This is a genomic window from Caldicellulosiruptoraceae bacterium PP1 (genome assembly GCA_041320695.1).
GTDB lineage: Bacteria > Bacillota > Thermoanaerobacteria > Caldicellulosiruptorales > Caldicellulosiruptoraceae > JBGGOQ01.
In genome coordinates this window covers 123227-142625 of record JBGGOQ010000006.1, presented here as the reverse complement: position 1 = coordinate 142625, position 19399 = coordinate 123227, and the positions used below count along the sequence as shown (strand labels likewise).

Here is a 19399-nt window from a genome sequence, read left to right as displayed (position 1 = left end):
CAGTTCGGTATTCTATTGCCTTTTTTACCCTTATTATCTAATAAATTTTTTCAAAAACCCCCTTGACATTATACCGTTTGTCTTATTTAAATTAATAGTTTGATTTAATTGGATTATGAAATAATTATAAAAATATCCTACAAAATTATATTTTTAAATTATCATATAAAATTGTTAATAAAATTAATAAAATTATTATTGTAATAAGTTTTGTTAAGTAGAATTTTATTATATCTTTTTTATTATTTCCCTTTTGTTTAATTATACAATAAATTATTAAAAGTATTGAAAAAGCTAATATAATGTAATACATTTAACTTGCCTCCATTTTTGCAAGCAATAAATCTAACTATACACTAATTATATCCATTATTCGTAATATTTCAATATTTTGTTATTTCAGCTTTTTCTCCTTCTTGACTTTCATTAATTTTTACATCAATTTCCCCAGTTGCATCAAAAGCTACAATTCTTATATCGCTTTTGCCTTGTGGTATAAAAATATCTTTGTATCCTTTTGCTGAACCTTCAATAATATTAACTACGCTTTTATCAGGTAATACTACTACTAATTTTAATTTTCCTTTTGCTACTTCAAATGTATATTCTATCTTGATTTTACTGGTTTCTTTTGCCTCAATTGTATATAATGTTTCAATTCCATAAAACTTTGAAAATTTGAATGTTGGTGATTTTTGAAATCTACCTATGCACATAGTTTTTTGTGAATGTTTTGCTATTAAAGTATCATCTTCATAAAGTTTTTTATATGTTGGTTTTGAAGAGTAAATAAATAAAAAAATCAGAAATATTAGAACTGGTACTAATAAAATAAAGAAAGCTATAAAAATCATAGATGAGAAAATAGCAAAAATCCCTTTAACAAAAATTGATAAAATCGAAAGAACAATGATAATTAATACAAATATGGTTATACCAATTCCAGCAATAATTGATAACCCAAATTGCATAATTTAATTCCTCCATATTATAAGAAATTTTACTACCATTTGCTAAGCTTTAATTCATTCATGTAAGTAGGCTCGCGTATAGGGTCATAATATCCTATTGAACTTAGCTTTTCAATAATTGAAAGTCCCTCTTTATATCTTTGTACTTCTATTCTAAAAAGTATACTTTTTTCTGGTTTGGCTTCGATCTTAAGAAAACTCCAAGGTATTTTTATCTCCAATAAATATCCATCTTTAAAACATTTAAGATCATAATTACTCTCATCATAAAATTCTACCTTCCAATTAATAGTATTCCACATCAATATTTTTATTTTTCCATTTGAGTTAACTGGCTCAAAAGTAATTCTTCTGATATATGGTTTCTCTTCACCATCTTTACTTTTAACGCAGCATTCACCTATTGCTATAAAAATATTAGATATCTTTCGACTATTGTTAAATTTAATAAATTCATCATATACATTTATTTTCAATATTAAATTTTTATCATCCCAATTTGCTCCTACCATTGCATAAAAATCAGATGGAACTTTTTCGATTTTAAAATTATCTTCATCTTTTTCGTTAAAATGTATTCTATAATTACTCAGTTTAACAAATTCTGTTTCACTATCTATCCCATAATTGCATTCTAATGTTGAACCTTTTCTTAATTTTGAAATTATGAGTGATACAATATCAAATAAATTTGAAAATATAAGTGTTGCTGGTTCATATTTTGTAAGTTCTTTGAATATTAATTTTCTTATACCTGACCCTTCTTTAATCTCAATACTTTCATATATACGTTCTAATTTATTAACAACATTTTCAGGTACTCTATTAGGATATATACTATCAATTAATTTGAGTGAAAATAATACTTCGCCAATAACTCCCCAGTCTTTTGCTCTTTTAATTATTTCTTCCCAATCTATTTTGTAATTATACTTTTCTATCAATAATGCAACATCATGCAATAGCCATAATCTTAATTTAGGGACTTTTCCATCATGTAACATCTGATCTAATGCTACTACTGCAAATTCCTTTACAAAATGATAAAGCAAATGAAGCATTCTATCATGTATTTCTAATATCTTCAGTTCTTCACCTTCAAGATTAAAATTTCCTGCTCTATTTAATACTTCTTTGATATATTTCTTTTCATCTTCATAACTATGAGATAGTCTAACATGAACATCTATTTGAATATTATATTTATGTAAATGTTCATCCACAATTTCTTTATAAATTGCTGGTATATGAGCATTTCCTTTCATTGATAATATATCTATATTTTTTTCCTTTAAATAATCAGTATTTATAGTTTGTTTATTATCTACATACTTATAATTATTTCTACTCAAAATTAAAATAAATTTTTCTAAATCTTCTATATCAATCAATACGTCAATATCACTTACACGTCTGACTTCTGGCTTATGATATAAATCATATGCTTCTACTAAACCTTTAAGGAATACTAATTTGATATCATTCTCTTTGGCAATTTTATTTAAATTCTTATATTCAGATAGTAAAAGTTCATTAATAATTTTTTGATTATTTATTAATTTTAATGCTTTAAAATATGATAATTTATTTATATTTTTTATAAAATCAACTAGTATCATTCCTAAACTGTTTTCAAATATAAATTTTTCCAATAACTCTTTTTCTTTTATAAAAGAATTGATAAAAATATATAATTGCTTTGATATTGATGGCATAATGATGCAGAATAAACCTCCCTTCATCTAACATAGTTGTTATAATTTTATAAATTATATATTATATTATAATTATTAATTCCATTTATAATATTTTTTAAAACATTTAATTATTTATAAGCTTGCTAATTATTTCTCTAGCATAATTTATGTTATTATATTTTATTACATAACTTTCATGATCTTTTAGAAAATTTGATGCCCATTTATATAAGTATTCCATATTTATTTTTTTTCTAACATTCTTGATAAGATTAAAAAAAGAATTCGTTGGCATAAGTTTTATGCATTCATTATTTATGTTGATATCATATTCGATAAAAAAAATCTTATCTACAGCTCTATAAGTATAATTGAAGTTATTATCGGGAATATAAATAAAAATTTTCTCTTCTCCCAGTGTTTCACAACATATTCTTCCATTTTTTTTAACATTCTCTATATTAACTTTTCTTAAACGTATAGGATTAGTTAAACCACAAACGTATTCGTTTCTAAAAAAAAGCACATCATCTGATAAAAATAAGCAATTTAAATCACTAAGTAAATCACAAACTAATGTTGATTTTCCCCTCTTTCTTGATTGGCAAAATAAATAAGCATAATTATTAAAAACTATACCACTACCATGCATAGCTATTCCATTATGTAAATTTGTACAATAATCTTCTAAAATGGATAATAAATTATAATAAAAAGTATCAAGTGAAGAATAAAAAATATATTTGTTATTATATAATATATTAAAAATAATTTTATTTTCATCATCATATTCGATTTTAATGTCAATTTTCATAGGCTTTTCAATAAATCTACTTAAATTGATAGGATATAAATTTCTTATCAAAAGTCCAAAATATTCATCTGACTCAATCACCACTTTATTTTCTACATTTAATGTTAATTCAGTATATACTTTATTCACATTATTCACCCTATCATTTCTTATTATTTAAATAATTATTAGTATTACAATATTTAAAAATTTCTTTTATTAATTTCAAAAACTTTTCCAATTATATTATCTCTAATAATGATTTCAAAATTTTCAGGTGCTGTATTATCACCTTTCATTGTAATTGTATTACCGTTAATATCAATTATTCGATGTATTATTAATTTTTCACCTACTATTGAAAGAACAATATCATTTAAATTAAAATCATTAGTAATTTGAACATATACCATATCTCCATCTTTTAAAGAAGGCAACATACTATATCCTCTTACCTTAACCTTGATAACCTTATTAGAGAAATATTTTTTATTCTGAATAATATAATATGCTTTTTTATGGAGTTCTAATGTAGAAATACCCATTTCATTTTTCACCTTCCAATGCAATACAAAAGTAAATATTAATCAATCGTATTTAAATAGTTTATTAAATCATTATCTTTGTTTAAAATACTTACTTCACCATTGTTTACTAATATAATCTTATCAGCCTTCATAACTTGTTCTATTTTGTGTGTCACATAAACAAATGTATTACTTTTTTCAATAATAAAATCAAAAACTTTTTGAGACATACTTTCATCTAACATCGATGCAGGCTCATCAGCAAATACTATAATTCTATCTTCAATCAAAGCTCTTATAATTGAAAGTCTCTGTGCTTGACCACCAGAAATGTTTTGTGCATTAACATTTAAATCGCTATCTATTCCATTTGTAAGAGTTAAAATCCAATCTCTCAAATACATATTATCAAATAATTCATTTAATTTATTATCGTCAATATCATTATTGCAACCCAAATTAATGTTCTCTTTTATTGTAAGAGCAAATAACTGTGGTTGAGCAGGTATATAGCTCAATAACTTTATTCTTTCTTCTACTGGAATCTTAAGAGGTTCTATACCATTTAATCTTATTTTTCCACTTGTTGGTGTATTTAAACCCATCATACATCTTAATAAAGTTGTTTTTCCACTGCCATTTTTTCCAATTATAGCTATTTTTTCGTCTTTTTTTATGCATAGATTAACATTTTTCAAAATTTCTCTTTCTCCAATTTCAAAATAAACTTTTTCCATTTCAATAATATTATCATTTTTCTCTTTCCCATTTATAAAAAATACATCTAATTTATCATAATCTTCAAAAGAATAACTCATTAAGTTATCTAATCTTCTTAAAAAAGGTTTTGTTTGAGAAAGAATTAATAATAGATTACTAAAAGAACTAAATGAATTTTTCCACACGTTAAAAAGAAACATACTAGCTAAAAATATTGATATAAAATTTTTGATACCTAAAAAATACAAAATGACCAAAATTCCCACATCAACAAATAAACTAATAAAGTTAATAGCCACATCTTTTTTAAAATATATTAGTTCAATATTTTTATTTACATTCCACAATTCTCTTCTTTTTTCTTTATATAATTCAAATAATTTAAAATAAGCTTTATTAATAAGAAGTGTTTCAGTATTAATAATTAAATTATATAATAATTGAAAAGTATCTGTTTGTAAGTTTCTTTGATTTGAAATACTACTTTCAATTTTATTATTTAAAATATTTTCAACTGATATTTGGAATATTGAGCATATAATTAAAAAAATCATTACAAATGGAGAAATAATAAGTCCCCAAATAGTTACAAATAACAATATAACAATACCTGTAATTGAATTAACAATTCTAAAACTTGCATTTATAATATTGTTTAAATCGTTTATCATACGTTGAAGTATGTCTGTAATATTCGAAAATACTGAGATGTATACATTAAATGGTGTTTTAATAAGTTTAATAAATATTTTTGATAATAAAATATAATATACCTTATAATTTGATTTTATTGAATAAATAGGAAATATATACAATAATAAAGTCATAATTATTATTATTAAAATCCATAATGAAGATAACATCATCATTTTTTCTGTATTTCTCAGGTGTAAATTATCCATTAAAATTTTACTAAAAAAAGAATAAAGGTAAGTACCCATCCAATAGACAAATATATAAAGTAAAGTATAAACAAAAAGTGTCATTCTTAAACTTGAATCATTATAATACCTGCTGTACAAGTATTTTAATTCATTAAGTACTTTTTGTAACATTACTTTCTGCCTCCATTCTGGCAATCAAAAATGGATGAATTTCATCACACATCTTAATCAGATCTTGATTATGTGAAACAATAATTATTGTCAAATTCTTTTCTTTTGCTAAGTCTTTTAAATTTTTAACTATAATTTGTGTATCAACAATATCAATACCATTTATTGTTTCATCAAGAAGCCAAATAGGTTTTTCATTATATATTGCTCTTGCCAAACATACTTTCTTTTTCTCTCCTGTTGAAAGAGGATATCCATCCGATAATATATTAGTATTAATTCCTTCTTTGTATCTTTCAATAGTTTTTTCTAAACAAGATTTTTTTAAAGCTTTACTTAATCTTTCTTTATCACTCACCTGAAATAAAGTAATATTTTTTTCTATTGTCCCATCAATAAAGTATAAATTTTGCGGAATATATTCAATATAGTCCCATAATTTATTTCTATCTACCATACTTATATCATAACCAAAAACCTCTATTGTCCCTTTTTCTATTGGTAATAAATTAGCAATCAGTTTAAGTAACGTACTCTTCCCACATCCTGATTCACCTGTAATAACATGAACTTTCCCTTTTGTAAATACTTTTGAAAAATTATCAAGTACATATGCATCTTTGTCTTTATATTTGTAAGATATTCCGTTAATTTTAATAGAAATATTTTTATCTATATTTTCTTTTATATCTTCTTTAAAAATCTTAGGTTCATAAATAGAAAGTTTATAATAATTTAAAATTCGAGTCATTAAACCTTTTATAATAGGAATCCTATTAAAACTATTAATTAGAACGAATGCTTTATTATTAATTGTTGTTGCAACAGTTAATAAAGCATAGATATCTCCGATATTTATATCTTTTTTGTATATTAGAAACATAGAAGCAATTATTATAAATACAATTGATGAATAACTAACCATGTTTTGGAATGAATTTACCATTGAAAATAATTTTTGATTTTTAATGTATTCTTTTTGAAGATTTTTGTTTTCATTTTCTATATATAGTAATAATTTTTTTATATTCAAAAAAGATCTGATTACTTCAATATTTTCTATCATATTTATGATCAAATTCTTGAATTTTCCAGTTTTAACAACTACATTTATTTGATTTTTTTCTATTTTATCTTTTATTATAAAACCTATGATTGGAAAAACAACACATAAACTTAATATAACAATTGTAACATTTATACTAATATTTAATGAGTATATAATACCAGTGAGCAATGAAAATATATTAGAATAAATAAGAACAAAAGTATTTAAATATTCATCCGTTGCTTGTTCAAGCTCATCTCTGATTATATTATATTTATCAGTTAATTGTAGTTCAGTATCTATCCATTTTTGGCATAAACTATTTCTTTTTACCAACTTTTCTTCAGCCATTTGAAGTATATCAAATTTTACTTTATATTTAATCCTAATATACAAATATTTCAATAAACATTCCATTATAAAAACTAATATAATTAATGTACATAACCAAGATATCCTTTTTTGGATATCATTTTTGCCCATAAAATCAATTATATTTCTTATTATTTCTGCTTTTATGTAAACAATTATGCTTATTATGTATGATAATCCTGAAAACAATATTATCATAACCTTAGATGAGATAAATTCGTTTTCATAAAAGTTAATAAACCCATCTCTTTTTTTAGCTTTCATTTTCTTAATTATATTCTCCTTTAGTTATTTTCAGAGCTAATATTTAATAATTCATTCTTTTCTTTTAGTAACAGTTTATTTTTAATAAAAGTATTTATTGTACTTTGTACATCATCTTCAATGTTTTTAATATTTAAATTTTCTTTATTATCAATTAAATTATAGATATACTCAGCTAATATTTTAGTTTCACTAATATCAAATATTTTTTTCCATATAATAGTTGCTATTTCATTAAGCATATAGTATTTTTTATTTTTATTATCAAATATAATTATTTCATTTTCTATTTCATTTTCAATTATATCAGGACTTTTAGTATACAATATTAACAACCTCCTTTTGGATTTGATTTTTACTTTTTCAATTTTTCACTACAATGTTATTAATAATTTTATATAGAGCCCTGCATCTGCCTCATTAAATCCGATTATTCTTTTTTTATATTATAAATTTAATATCAGAAATTTACACCACAAAAATTACAGATAGGTTTGCAGAAACTGCAAGAAAGTGCATCTGCTTCAAAAGCTAATAATTCATCTTCTGTTATTTCTTCAATCATTGGCTTTACATATTCTTTTATCAATTTTATTCCTCCCTTCTTTTTAAAATAAATAAATATATATTTTTAAAAAAGGCACGATGCAAGACTCATTTTACACTATTCAATAAATACTTTTATTATCTTCTCAATAAAACCTTTTTTTTCATCAGATATTTTATATTCTTCAGCTTTATATTCACAATATTTTTCTTTTTTCAAAAAATTGTCTATTGCCCTTTCAATAAAATTCCTTGTTAGTTCACAACTTGCTCTACTTACCTCATCTATTAGTCCATTTTTATCTTTTTTTATTAGCATGGGGCATCCTCCCTTGCAATGAAAGAAAGCAAAACATGCTTTACATGAATTAATCAATTCTTCATGAGGTAAAAAATATTGTTGAGAAGTTTTAACATATTTAATATCTAATTTGTCTACAAAGCCAATTGCATAATCAGATAAAGGTAATTTTTCAGAACAACTCATTATCCATCCTTCTTCGTTTAAATAATAGCCTTTTCCTATGCTTGAAGAACAATAATATTGTTTTCCAGATGGAGCCTGTAAATAATGAGTTTTTATTATTCCTTTGTAGTTCTTTTTATAAATCAATTTCCATGCTTCTTCAAAAGAATTAATAAAATCTAACTTATTATTATAAGACAATATATTCATATTTTCAGCTCTACCTTTGTTAAATACTGGTTCAACATTAATCAATGATAAATTCTTAAATTTAGTAAAGCAATAATCAATTATTTCTGGTATTTTTTTAAAATCTCTTGGTAATAATGTTGATCTAATATGATATTTAAATTTATTTTTATCAAAATATTCAATATTTTTCTCAACAATCTCATTAGAATTTTTACAGTTTAGTGTGGGGCGATTTTTATTTTGAATTTCTGGCAATCCATCATAAGAAATTTGAACCCCATCAAAGTTATTTAATATATACTCTGCTATATCATAATCAAAAATACCATTAGTTATAAGATATAATTCTTTTTCTATATTATATTTATTAGCTAAATCTTTAAATCTCTCAACAATATAATAGAAAAATTCCTTGTTATATGTAGGTTCCCCACCTCCAGCAATCATTAATGTCATTTTTCTTTTTCTTTCTTCACCTCGTGACAATAAAATGCTATTTTGTACTAGTTTTTTCAATATATTATCAACTTGTTTTTCGCTTAATTGTATAGAATTTTCTCCTCCAGATTCATAGTAACAATATACACATTTTAAATTACAATTTGAGGTTGGAAAGATTACTATATAATTAGCTCTAAATTTCACTTCATTAATTTTAGGTAAAGTTTCCATTTCAAAAATATTACCATATTCTTTAGATATATCTCTCATTAATCTTATTTTTTCTATTTTATTAACATTATTTTTAAATATTATTACTAAACCTTTTGTTGGCAAATAAAATATATTTTTTTTAATCTCATAACTAATCAAATCCATATTATTCCCTCCAATTTTATATAATTGTTAAATGTTTACCTTAAACTATTGTTTTATAATATCAATTAATTATTCAAAAAATTTTTCATATAGCATACTCATTCTAATACTATTTATATAAAACACAAGAATAAATTTAAATAAATGTATAATATATCAACAAATTTGCAGCATGACTATAATATTTAATAAATTTGTAAAAAACCAATTATTAATTATCTTTATTAATCAAAATATATAATAAAAAAATTACATTTTTTAATATATAATTTATTGATATTAAATAGAGATACAACAAATTTATATTTTTTATTTTGAATATTCATTATTAATAGCGAATATTGAGAGATGTAATTAAAAAAGGATTTTCTATTAATTATATAGAAACATAAAACAATATTGCTTTGTTTTCAGTATGAAGATGAAATTATGTTAATGCAAATTAAGATATATCATGCATAATATTCTTATGAAAAAACAAACAATATAGCCACATATGTAATATAAATTATGAGTTATTAAATATATCTTATAAATAATATGTATTACTATATTTCCATTTGTTAGGTTAATTCTATTAAATCATTATTTTTGTGTCAATTCTTATTTTATGCTTATTTTATTTTTTTTTTTTTTTATATTTTTTGATTTTTCTATATAATTAACACTTTTTCTTTTATTTACTTTGTTTTTCTTTTATTATCTTGTCATTATATATTTTTTGTATCTATATAGTATATTTTTATGATCAAACTATAAAATTTAAATTTTATTAATTTAAATATTAATAAGAACGATGGAATATTTTTCATATAAAAAATAGCATCCATAGAACTTTTTCATATAAATTATTTTTCCTAAATCGAAATATTAAATGACACACTTTTTCAAAATGAACTTAACTAAAAAATAATTTGACAGTCGTTTTACACTAGTGGTATTATTATATCCTGACTTTTGCAGTAAATGAAGATAAAAAGAGCCCTTAACCTATTGATAATACAAGGTTATGGGCTCTTTATAATTGTCATATTTATGTAGTGAAAAATTAAGATTTTTTAGTTTCACCTAAAATTTTTTTAATTTCACCAAGTGTCATAAATTTTTTTCCAAAATCAATATCCAATATTACACCAATATCGGAAAGAATCTCATTGTAAAAGTCAAATAAATAGTAATTATGCTGTATGTGACTACAAGAAGCTTTGCTCAAACTTTCAAGAATAGCTGATACTGAATATTTACTTTGCAACTTATATTCAAGCAATCTTGCTATTACAAGTGCTACAAAACATGTAAGAAAATGTGCTTCTATATGCTCTTTAAGTGATAAATATACTGGTCTGCTTTCAAAATCACTCTTTGTTACCTTAAATGATTCTTCTATCTTCCAAAGTCCACGATATATCTCAATAATTTTATCATCAGATTCCTTGTATTCGCTGGTTACAATAGCATAATACCCATCATACTTTTCTTCTTCTCGTAATTTTTCCTCATCAAACAATAAATGTTGTTGTACACTTTCAAGTATTTCACCAGTATCTTCATCGAAAGCAAGATTTTTTACATATTTTGCGGCACCGTACAATGTAGATTTATTATATTTAGTTGGATTTTTAATTAAGTCTTTAGCTTTTTCTATGGCTGCAGCACGCTCATATTTAGCCTTTAAAGCGTATTTTTCACTATAAAAAACAACCTGTTTCTCATCTACAACCTTTTTCATCTTTTTCCCATTGGTAGTAGTAACAAGTATTTCTCTTGGATAAAGCCTTGATTTTATCTTAAAACCATCTCCTTTGTTAACATAACCATTTTCATTAAGAACAAAGTTTTTGAATTCTTTATCAGCACTACGAACAGAATAGCTAAATACATATCCATTACCATCTGATAAAGTATACCAGATGTTATCTCCAGTAATTATACCTCTATCAGCAACAACAATAATTCTGCCCAAAGAATAATCATGTTGAATTCTTCTTAATGCTGGAATTAAAGTAGTTTTATCTGGTGAATTACCAGGAAAAAGCTTATATGTAATAGGAATTCCGTTAGTATCCATAAATAAGCCCATTTGAACAATAGGATCTGGACGATGTTCCTTTGAGTCTCCATTTCTGCGTAGTTCATCTTGTTCATCAATTTCAAAGTAATAATTAGTTACATCATAGTAAACCAAATTGGTATTACGATTGTATTTTTCCTTTATGTGTTCATGAATCCATAGTTGAAGGTCATCTTTATATTTGTTAAGAAGAGATAGGCATCTGTATATATCATCTAAAGAGAAGTCAAAATTCTCAAAGAACACATTTCTATTTTCATAAGTTTTTTTCTTAGAAGCAGGGTAAAGCAAACGAGAAAATACAAGGAGTTTCATAATTGCGTTAGCATCATAATCTTCTTTGGTGTGCCTTTGACGGTTTTTGAGGAAAGAATCAATTTTAAGCTCATGATAAATTTTACTTAATGCTGCATAACCAAAATTTTTTCGATTTGTAGAATCAACAGAAATACGTTCATCTTTATTTATAGAAAAAGATATTGTTGAATTATCAGTAACATTTTGTTCATTCATTTTTCGAACTTCCTCGGTAAAGAAGGCAATAGGGTCTTCATACTGTTTTTGAAGTTCATCGAGATAGCCAAGAGATTTAATAGTAATATGCTTAGGCTTTTTAGTAATGCTATCACGATAGCTTTGAACGATAGATAAATAAATACGACCAGTTTTTTTATTTTTAATTTTACTCAAATGCATAAAACGATACCTCACAATTAACAAAGATAGTTATATTATATCACAATAGCATACATTTGTCTACTAATTTTTGACAAAAAACAAAATAAAAATACCCGAAATCATCAGTTCTATTAATAATTTCGGACTACCTTATTCTAAAATTTGCTGCAAAACTGGGGGGATACTCTTTAGTTCTTACATTGCTTTAACTAAAAATTTATTTGACACTATAATAACACTAATGGTATTATTATATAAACGTAAGCAAAATATCAAAAATGTGAATAGTATATTAATAGATAGAGGTGCATCTTTTAAGAGTATGATAAGATGATATGTAGGAAGCATATATGATTCTTATCAGAAAGGAAAAGATGCCGAAGGAGATTTTTCACTTCCTTAAAAAATCTCCTGGGAGTATGGAGAATATCCATACTACTGTCATCTTTTATGATGGAGCGCTATCTGTTAATATATAGTGTTGTATTATTTTTACAACATTAATATATTAACAGAAGCTGGTTATACCCCAGCTTTTTTATTTTATTTTTAAGAGGAGGTTTTGTCATTGAAAAAACAAATTAGAATGGCAGTTGTAGGTGCCACAGGTTTAGTTGGAAGAACATTTCTTAAGGTTTTAGAAGAAAGAAATTTACCAGTTAGTGAATACTTTTTATTTGCATCAAGTAAATCAGCTGGAAAAGAAGTAGAGTTTATGGGAAAGAAATATGTAATCGAAGAACTAAAGGAAGACTCATTTGATAGAGGCATTGATATTGCACTTTTCTCAGCTGGTGCATCAGTTTCATTAAAATATGCTCCAATAGCAGCTTCAAAAGGATGTATTGTTGTTGATAATAGCAGTGCTTGGAGAATGGAAAAAGATGTTCCGTTAGTTGTCCCAGAAGTAAACCCTGATGATATTAAGTGGCATAAAAATATTATTGCAAATCCTAACTGTTCAACAATTCAAGCAGTTGTTGTATTAAAACCATTACATGACAAATATAAAATCAAGAGAATAGTATATTCAACATATCAAGCTGTTTCTGGAGCTGGCCAACAAGGTGTTGCTGACCTTGAAAATGGTATAAAAGGTGAAGCACCAAAGAAATTCCCACATCCAATAGCAGGAAATGTTCTACCTCACATTGATGTATTCTTACCAAATGGATATACAAAAGAAGAAATGAAAATGATTAACGAAACACAAAAAATACTTGGCGATTATTCATTAAAGATAACTGCTACAACAGTTAGAGTCCCTGTTGTTAATGGTCATAGTGAGTCAATAAATGTTGAGTTTGAAAAGCAATTTGATCTAGAAGAATTAAAAGAAATTTTAAGAAATGCTCCAGGCGTAATTGTAGAAGATGACCCAGAAAAGCTTATTTACCCAATGCCAATAAATGCATCTGGTCATGATGAGGTTTATGTTGGTAGAATTAGAAGGGACGAAAGCGTTGAAAGTGGCGTTAATCTTTGGGTTGTTGCTGATAACATTAGAAAAGGAGCAGCAACCAATGCTGTTCAGATAGCTCAAAAGTTGATTGAGTATTATTTTATTTAGGAGGTATTTTAAATGTCTCTTTTTAAAGGCTCTGGTGTTGCCTTAATTACTCCATTTAAAGATGATGAATCTGTTGATTATGAAGTTTTAGCAAGATTGGTTGACTTTCATCTTGAAAGTAAGACAGATGCAATAATTGTTTGTGGAACAACTGGTGAGCCTTCTACTATGCCAGATGATGAACATTTAGAAGTTATTAGATTTGTTATAGATAGAGTTGCAGGAAAAAAGCCAGTAATTGCAGGAACAGGCAGCAATGATACAAAGCATGCAGTGGAGCTATCAATAAAAGCTCAAGAATTAGGTGCTGATGGGCTTTTACACGTAACACCATACTATAACAAAACAACACAAAAAGGACTTATAGCTCACTTTAGTAAAATTGCTGAAAAGGTTTCAATACCAATAATACTTTATAATGTTCCTTCAAGAACTGGTCTTAATATAACACCTGAAACAGTAAAAGAATTAAGTACAATACCAAACATCAGAGCAATAAAGGAAGCAAGTAGCAATATTGTTCAGATAGCTGAAATTGCTCAACTTTGTCCAGATATTGACATTTATTCAGGAAATGATGACCAAATTGTTCCCATACTTTCTTTAGGTGGCATAGGTGTTATATCAGTACTTGCAAATATCTTGCCTAATGAAACACATGATATTGTTGAATATTTCTTAAATGGTGATATTAAAAAAGCAAAAGAATTACAACTTAAGTTACTTCCAATAATAAAGGCTTTATTTATTGAGGTTAACCCAATACCAGTTAAAGAAGCACTTAACATGATGGGCTTTAATGTAGGAAAACCAAGATTGCCATTAGTTCCTATGTCTGAAAAAAATAAAGAAATTCTTAAAAAAGCTCTTTTAGATTATGGTATAAAACTTGTCAATTAAAAATAGTTTTGAAATGGAGAGAATACCAATGTTAAAAGTATTACTAAACGGTTGTAATGGAAAAATGGGTAAAGTTGTTTCAACTGCTGCATTAAACTTTGAAGATATAAAAATTGTTGCAGGTCTTGATATTAATGAAACAAGGAATTTTGATTACCCAGTATTTTCTAATTGTGACCAAATAAACATTGATTTTGACTGTATAATAGACTTTTCTATACCAGAGGCAACCCTAAGGGTATTAGATTATGCAGTTAAAATGAAAAAACCTATAGTTGTTGCAACAACTGGATTTAGTTCTGAACAAAAGGAAAAAATAATTGAGGCTTCAAAACATATACCAGTTTTTTGGTCTTATAATATGTCATTAGGTGTAAATTTAGTTATGAATCTTATTCAAAAGGCATATAAAACCTTAGGCAAAAGTTTTGACATTGAAATAATTGAAAAACACCACAACCAAAAAATAGATGCACCATCAGGTACAGCACTTATGCTTGCTGATGCAATAAATGAGGTTGCAAATAATAGCTTTGAATATATCTATGATAGACATAATAAGAGAAAAAAAAGAAATGTTTCTGAAATAGGTATTCATTCAATCAGAGGCGGAACTATTGTTGGTGAGCATAGTGTTATTTTCGCTGGACAAGATGAAATTATCGAGATAAAACATACAGCAATGTCAAAGGAAATCTTTGCTTATGGTGCTTTAAACGCTTCAAAGTTTATTACTAAACAAAAAGCGGGTATATATAATATGAGCGACTTAATTAATTATATGTGAGGTGTTATTTTTGAAGCCTATTACTAATCTTAATATTTATCCAAATGTTGCTATGATAACACTTGATAATGTTCCTAATAATATTAATTTGATTGCTTCAATCTTTAATGAAATTGCAAAAAATAATATTAACATTGATATGATTAGCCAAACTGCACCGTATAAAGGAAATGTCAATCTTTCATTCAGTTTGGATGAAGAGAATGTTTCTAAGGCTATAATTGCTCTTAGCAACTTTAAAAAGGATATACCAAATCTTCGTATTGATATCATATCAAACCTCTTAAAGCTCTCAATTTATGGAGAGGCTATGAGAGATATCCCCGGTGTTGCTGCATCACTCTTTCAAGCACTTGCTGATGCAGGGGTAGAACTTAAAATGGTAACAACTAGCGAGGTTGATATATCCTACTTGATAGAACAAAAAGATGAAGAAAAGGCTATTGAGATTATTAAAAGTAGATTTGAAGTTTAACAAAGGGCTATCCAGATGGATAGCCTCATTTATTTTTCATTTCTTTATAATGTCAATTTTTAAACCTGTTTTTTCAATAAATTCTTCTTCAATTAATCTTTTTAAATCTTCATCAATCTCTTGTGTAGTATATGCGACAAATTTTAGCTGGTGAGGTAGAAAGCTTGGATTCTTAGCTAAAACAATATTAAACCGATTAAACATTTCATAGATGATCTTTGATATCTCATTTTGATTTATGCTTTCTGATATTTCAATTGACCAACCAGTCTTTTCTTGTAGTTTTTTTATTTGGTTTAAGTATCTATTTCCAATTTGCGGTGAGATAAAGCTTACCTCAATATATTGACCGTTATTTTTTATGCTCTTTTTGTAGATTTTATGTGGTTTATCTTCAAATTCAATCTCTATTAATGTTAATGCCTTGTTTTGTTCCATCTTATCACTATTTTGTTCTATAAAAATCTCTTGTTTCTGTTTTGGATAGTCAAATTCAATTCTAATCCTTGATTTTTGATAGAATCTATCAGCAATTATTTCTAAGTTAGGATTTTCTTTCTCAATCTTTACTAAAAATATTTGTGAAATTGGATTATAAGATATCTTAAAAGGAACAATATTATATTTATTGCATAACTCTGTTATCTCTTTATTGGCATAATTTAAGTTTATATTCTGATTTATTTTTATATCCCAAAGGCTTTCACTTTGTAATTTTTCTATTTTATCCATCAATTCTTCTGCTATCTTAGGATAATTAAAAAATAATGTGGCAGAGTTGTTTGCAACATCGAAACTTACTTTATATAGTCCATATTCTTCAAAAAGTTCAATAGCCTTATTTCTAAAAGTGTTCTGTTCCATAAGTTTAGGCTTTGTTTTTTCTTCAACCTCTTGAATTGATAAAATCTTAAATAAATATGGTCTTTTGTGATTTTGCTCAAAATAAGGTGTTTCTTTTAATATATCAAATACACGTTTTGATTCATCATTATTAATCTCTTTATATCCATTCCAAATTGTAATAGCATGTTCAGATGTTATATGATTACCTACTTGACCTTGTGACACAAGATATTGCCATAGTTCATAAATATTAGAGCTATTAATATGGTCATCTTTTTGAAGTCTTTTTACATTAAAATAGGTTAGTTGTTTTCTTGGTTTTTCAACTTGAATTGAATTTAATTCGCAGTTATTTGGAATTAAAACAAAGGCATCAAGTTCTTTTATAGCCATATTTGAAAGCTCATTTATTGCTTCTCCCTGCCCATGAACAAAAATAATATTCTTTGGTTTTAATACCTGCATTAAACCTAAAATCTCAGTTCTGTCAGCATGAGCAGAAAGACCAAATTTATCAACCTTACATTTTACATCATATATATTTCCATCAAATTCAATCTTTTTCTCACTTAAGTCCTCTGTAAGTTCTAATAGTTTTCTTCCAGGAGATTCTTCATCTTGATAGCCAGTTATTGCAATTAGGTTTTTCTCATTAGATATAATACTTTTGGCATAAAGAACTGAAGGACCTCCAGTTAACATCCCAGAGCTTGAGATAATTACACATGGTTCATTTGTTGATAAAAGCTTTTCACGTTGGTTTTTATTTTCTATAAATAGAACATTATCACCTCTAAAAACTTGTTCACCTTTTAGAAGCAGCTTTGAATATCGAGAGCTAATATAATTAGGGTTTCTTTCATATATTCTAATTACATCTTTTACCATTCCATCAATAAATATATTGAATTTCTCTTTTTTCTTTTTCATAAAGTTCTTTAATATTAATATAATCTCTTGAGCTCTACCTACTGCAAAAGCTGGAATTAAAACCTTACCACCATTTTTTATTGTATTTTGTATTGCTAAAAAAAGCCTTTCTTCCTCAAAAGTTCTATTTGTGTGAATTCTATCTCCATATGTAGACTCGCAAATTACAACATCTGGTTTTATTTTTGGAATACTTGCTTTTTCAACAGTTAGCTGCTTACTTATTGAAAAATCACCTGTATAAAGTAGACTACCTTCAGGGCTTTGAATAAATATCATTGAAGCCCCTAAAATATGCCCTGCAGGAAAAAAGGTAATTTTAATACCTTCAATAGGTTCAAAAGTGAAATTATAAGAATAAGTAACTATTGAATCTAAGAAATTTTCAACATTTTTTTCGGCATACAGTGGAATTTCTTCTTCCCAAAGGTCCATCACTTTTATGCTGTCATACAAAAGAACCTTAATTAAGTCTTTAGTTGCATGAGTTGCATAATACAAAACATTGGGATATTCACGTGCTACAATAGGAAAGCTTCCAATGTGGTCCATATGAGCATGTGATATTAATGCAAAATCAACTCCACCATAATCTTTAAGTAGTTGAAGGTTAGGGAGTTTTTCTTCTTTCATTCTTATTCCAGAGTCTATTAATATGTTTTTATTTGAAATATTTATAATACATGATGATGCCCCAACTTCATTTGCTCCACCCAAAAAAGTAATTTTCATCTTTTTTCACTCCACTTAAATTCAAATTCAGCCGATAAATTGCCAAGTAATATTAAAAAACAACCAATGTAAGAAATAAGGCTTAAAATTTCAACCTGTCCATTTGAAGAAGGTATAATAGATGCAAAAATGGCTCCAAACACAGGCTCTGCCGAAAAAATTAATGCAGTATGTGTTGGTGTTGTATATTTTTGGACTACAACCTGTATTGTAAAAGCAAGTGCAGTTCCTAAAACACCTGTTACTAATATTGTTATTATTGAAACTGTATTAAATAATCCAAAATTTAGTGGTTTTCTTTCGAAAAACAAACTAAACGCAGTAAACAAAACTGCTGCTGTTGATATTTGGATTAGTGCAGTGTTAATTGAATTTATATCCTTTTTTGAAGTAAATACATCAATAGCAATAATTTGAGCAACAAAAGCTAAGTCAGAAATAAATGTTAATGTATCACCTAAGTTAAAACCATTTAACTTAGCACCATTTAATAACCAAATACCAAAAAAGGCTAAAATAACACCAATAAATACATTAATTTTAGGTAGCTTCCTAAAAATAATTGCTACAAAAATCGGAACTAATACTACTGTTAATCCTGTTATAAAAGCTGACTTTGAAGCATATGTAAATTGAAGACCAATAACTTGTAAAATCATTCCTAAAAATAAAAATATACCTATTATAAAACCATATAATAACTCATTTCTTTTAATAGTCTTTATTCTTTTAAAAAATATAATAAATAATATTATTGAAGCCAAAATAAATCTTATTGCTAAGTATTGTGATGGAGCTAAGCTTTCAACAGTTCGTTTCATTAAAATAAAAGAAGCTCCCCAAACACATGTTACAAAAAGTAATAGTAAGTCTGCAATATGTTGTTGTCTTTTAGTCATAAACAAAATCCTTTCTAACAAGAATATCAAAAATTAAGGCT

Annotated in this window: 17 protein-coding genes and 1 riboswitch; of the genes, 4 read left to right on the top strand and 13 right to left on the bottom strand. The window is 25.8% G+C overall.

The features are described from left to right. Positions 1 to 145: 145 nt before the first annotated feature. The 11 genes from ACAG39_09320 to ACAG39_09270 form a co-directional block, all read right to left on the bottom strand. A complete protein-coding gene (locus tag ACAG39_09320; GenBank protein MEZ0537434.1) occupies positions 146 to 313 on the bottom strand; it encodes a hypothetical protein in 168 nt (55 codons plus the stop codon). A 70-nt stretch (positions 314 to 383) separates the two neighbouring features. Next, complete coding sequence (locus ACAG39_09315; protein MEZ0537433.1) at positions 384 to 971, bottom strand: hypothetical protein; 588 nt, start codon at positions 969 to 971, stop codon at positions 384 to 386. A gap of 32 nt (positions 972 to 1003) precedes the next feature. Continuing rightward, the gene (locus ACAG39_09310) at positions 1004 to 2623 is read right to left on the bottom strand and encodes a nucleotidyltransferase family protein (GenBank protein MEZ0537432.1); all 1620 of its coding nucleotides are present in this window, start codon (positions 2621 to 2623) and stop codon (positions 1004 to 1006) included. Between the two features lie 169 nt (positions 2624 to 2792). Continuing rightward, complete coding sequence (locus tag ACAG39_09305) at positions 2793 to 3611, bottom strand: hypothetical protein (GenBank protein ID MEZ0537431.1); 819 nt, start codon at positions 3609 to 3611, stop codon at positions 2793 to 2795. 53 nt (positions 3612 to 3664) lie between these two features. After that, positions 3665 to 4006: a S24 family peptidase gene (locus tag ACAG39_09300; GenBank protein ID MEZ0537430.1), complete on the bottom strand. Its 342-nt coding sequence runs from the start codon at positions 4004 to 4006 to the stop codon at positions 3665 to 3667. Positions 4007 to 4044: 38 nt separating this feature from the next. Next, complete coding sequence (locus ACAG39_09295) at positions 4045 to 5763, bottom strand: ATP-binding cassette domain-containing protein (GenBank protein ID MEZ0537429.1); 1719 nt, start codon at positions 5761 to 5763, stop codon at positions 4045 to 4047. Continuing rightward, positions 5744 to 7447 carry an ATP-binding cassette domain-containing protein gene (locus ACAG39_09290; protein ID MEZ0537428.1) on the bottom strand — a complete coding sequence of 568 codons (1704 nt, stop codon included), beginning with the start codon at positions 7445 to 7447 and terminating at the stop codon, positions 5744 to 5746. The genes ACAG39_09295 and ACAG39_09290 overlap by 20 nt, the downstream gene beginning before the upstream one ends. Before the next feature lie 20 nt (positions 7448 to 7467). Continuing rightward, entirely contained in the window at positions 7468 to 7773 is a 306-nt protein-coding gene (locus ACAG39_09285; protein ID MEZ0537427.1) for a hypothetical protein, read from the bottom strand. 134 nt (positions 7774 to 7907) lie between these two features. Beyond that, the gene (locus tag ACAG39_09280; GenBank protein ID MEZ0537426.1) at positions 7908 to 8036 is read right to left on the bottom strand and encodes a hypothetical protein; all 129 of its coding nucleotides are present in this window, start codon (positions 8034 to 8036) and stop codon (positions 7908 to 7910) included. A 75-nt stretch (positions 8037 to 8111) separates the two neighbouring features. After that, a complete protein-coding gene (locus tag ACAG39_09275) occupies positions 8112 to 9470 on the bottom strand; it encodes a radical SAM protein (protein ID MEZ0537425.1) in 1359 nt (452 codons plus the stop codon). A gap of 1048 nt (positions 9471 to 10518) precedes the next feature. Next, positions 10519 to 12237, bottom strand: coding sequence for an IS1634 family transposase (locus tag ACAG39_09270; protein ID MEZ0537424.1), 1719 nt, complete (start codon positions 12235 to 12237; stop codon positions 10519 to 10521). Between the two features lie 274 nt (positions 12238 to 12511). Further along, a riboswitch (Lysine riboswitch) is annotated at positions 12512 to 12691 on the top strand. A gap of 96 nt (positions 12692 to 12787) precedes the next feature. Here ACAG39_09270 and ACAG39_09265 point away from each other — a divergent pair. Genes ACAG39_09265 through ACAG39_09250 form a run of 4 tightly spaced genes read left to right on the top strand, consistent with a single transcriptional unit; the run spans position 12788 to position 15951 of the window. Then, positions 12788 to 13789, top strand: coding sequence for an aspartate-semialdehyde dehydrogenase (locus ACAG39_09265; GenBank protein MEZ0537423.1), 1002 nt, complete (start codon positions 12788 to 12790; stop codon positions 13787 to 13789). 12 nt (positions 13790 to 13801) lie between these two features. Continuing rightward, positions 13802 to 14689, top strand: a complete 888-nt coding sequence (dapA, locus tag ACAG39_09260; protein MEZ0537422.1) for a 4-hydroxy-tetrahydrodipicolinate synthase — start codon at positions 13802 to 13804, stop codon at positions 14687 to 14689. A 28-nt stretch (positions 14690 to 14717) separates the two neighbouring features. Continuing rightward, on the top strand, positions 14718 to 15476 hold the full coding sequence (gene dapB, locus ACAG39_09255) for a 4-hydroxy-tetrahydrodipicolinate reductase (GenBank protein ID MEZ0537421.1): 759 nt from the start codon (positions 14718 to 14720) through the stop codon (positions 15474 to 15476). 10 nt (positions 15477 to 15486) lie between these two features. Beyond that, positions 15487 to 15951 (top strand): ACT domain-containing protein, encoded by a 465-nt coding sequence (locus ACAG39_09250; protein MEZ0537420.1) that lies wholly within the window; start codon positions 15487 to 15489, stop codon positions 15949 to 15951. Positions 15952 to 15987: 36 nt separating this feature from the next. Here ACAG39_09250 and ACAG39_09245 read toward each other — a convergent pair whose 3' ends face one another. Both ACAG39_09245 and ACAG39_09240 read right to left on the bottom strand, forming a co-directional pair. After that, positions 15988 to 18459: an MBL fold metallo-hydrolase gene (locus ACAG39_09245; protein MEZ0537419.1), complete on the bottom strand. Its 2472-nt coding sequence runs from the start codon at positions 18457 to 18459 to the stop codon at positions 15988 to 15990. Further along, positions 18456 to 19358, bottom strand: a complete 903-nt coding sequence (locus tag ACAG39_09240) for a DMT family transporter (GenBank protein MEZ0537418.1) — start codon at positions 19356 to 19358, stop codon at positions 18456 to 18458. The genes ACAG39_09245 and ACAG39_09240 overlap by 4 nt, the downstream gene beginning before the upstream one ends. Between the last annotated feature and the right edge of the window lie 41 nt (positions 19359 to 19399).

Coding starts and splice junctions, on each gene's coding strand:
- ACAG39_09320 (MEZ0537434.1), bottom strand. CDS start 313: ATGTATTACATTATATTAGCTTTTTCAATACTTTTAATAATTTATTGT.
- ACAG39_09315 (MEZ0537433.1), bottom strand. CDS start 971: ATGCAATTTGGGTTATCAATTATTGCTGGAATTGGTATAACCATATTT.
- ACAG39_09300 (MEZ0537430.1), bottom strand. CDS start 4,006: ATGGGTATTTCTACATTAGAACTCCATAAAAAAGCATATTATATTATT.
- ACAG39_09295 (MEZ0537429.1), bottom strand. CDS start 5,763: ATGTTACAAAAAGTACTTAATGAATTAAAATACTTGTACAGCAGGTAT.
- ACAG39_09290 (MEZ0537428.1), bottom strand. CDS start 7,447: ATGAAAGCTAAAAAAAGAGATGGGTTTATTAACTTTTATGAAAACGAA.
- ACAG39_09275 (MEZ0537425.1), bottom strand. CDS start 9,470: ATGGATTTGATTAGTTATGAGATTAAAAAAAATATATTTTATTTGCCA.
- ACAG39_09270 (MEZ0537424.1), bottom strand. CDS start 12,237: ATGCATTTGAGTAAAATTAAAAATAAAAAAACTGGTCGTATTTATTTA.
- dapA (MEZ0537422.1), top strand. CDS start 13,802: ATGTCTCTTTTTAAAGGCTCTGGTGTTGCCTTAATTACTCCATTTAAA.
- dapB (MEZ0537421.1), top strand. CDS start 14,718: ATGTTAAAAGTATTACTAAACGGTTGTAATGGAAAAATGGGTAAAGTT.
- ACAG39_09245 (MEZ0537419.1), bottom strand. CDS start 18,459: ATGAAAATTACTTTTTTGGGTGGAGCAAATGAAGTTGGGGCATCATCA.
- ACAG39_09240 (MEZ0537418.1), bottom strand. CDS start 19,358: ATGACTAAAAGACAACAACATATTGCAGACTTACTATTACTTTTTGTA.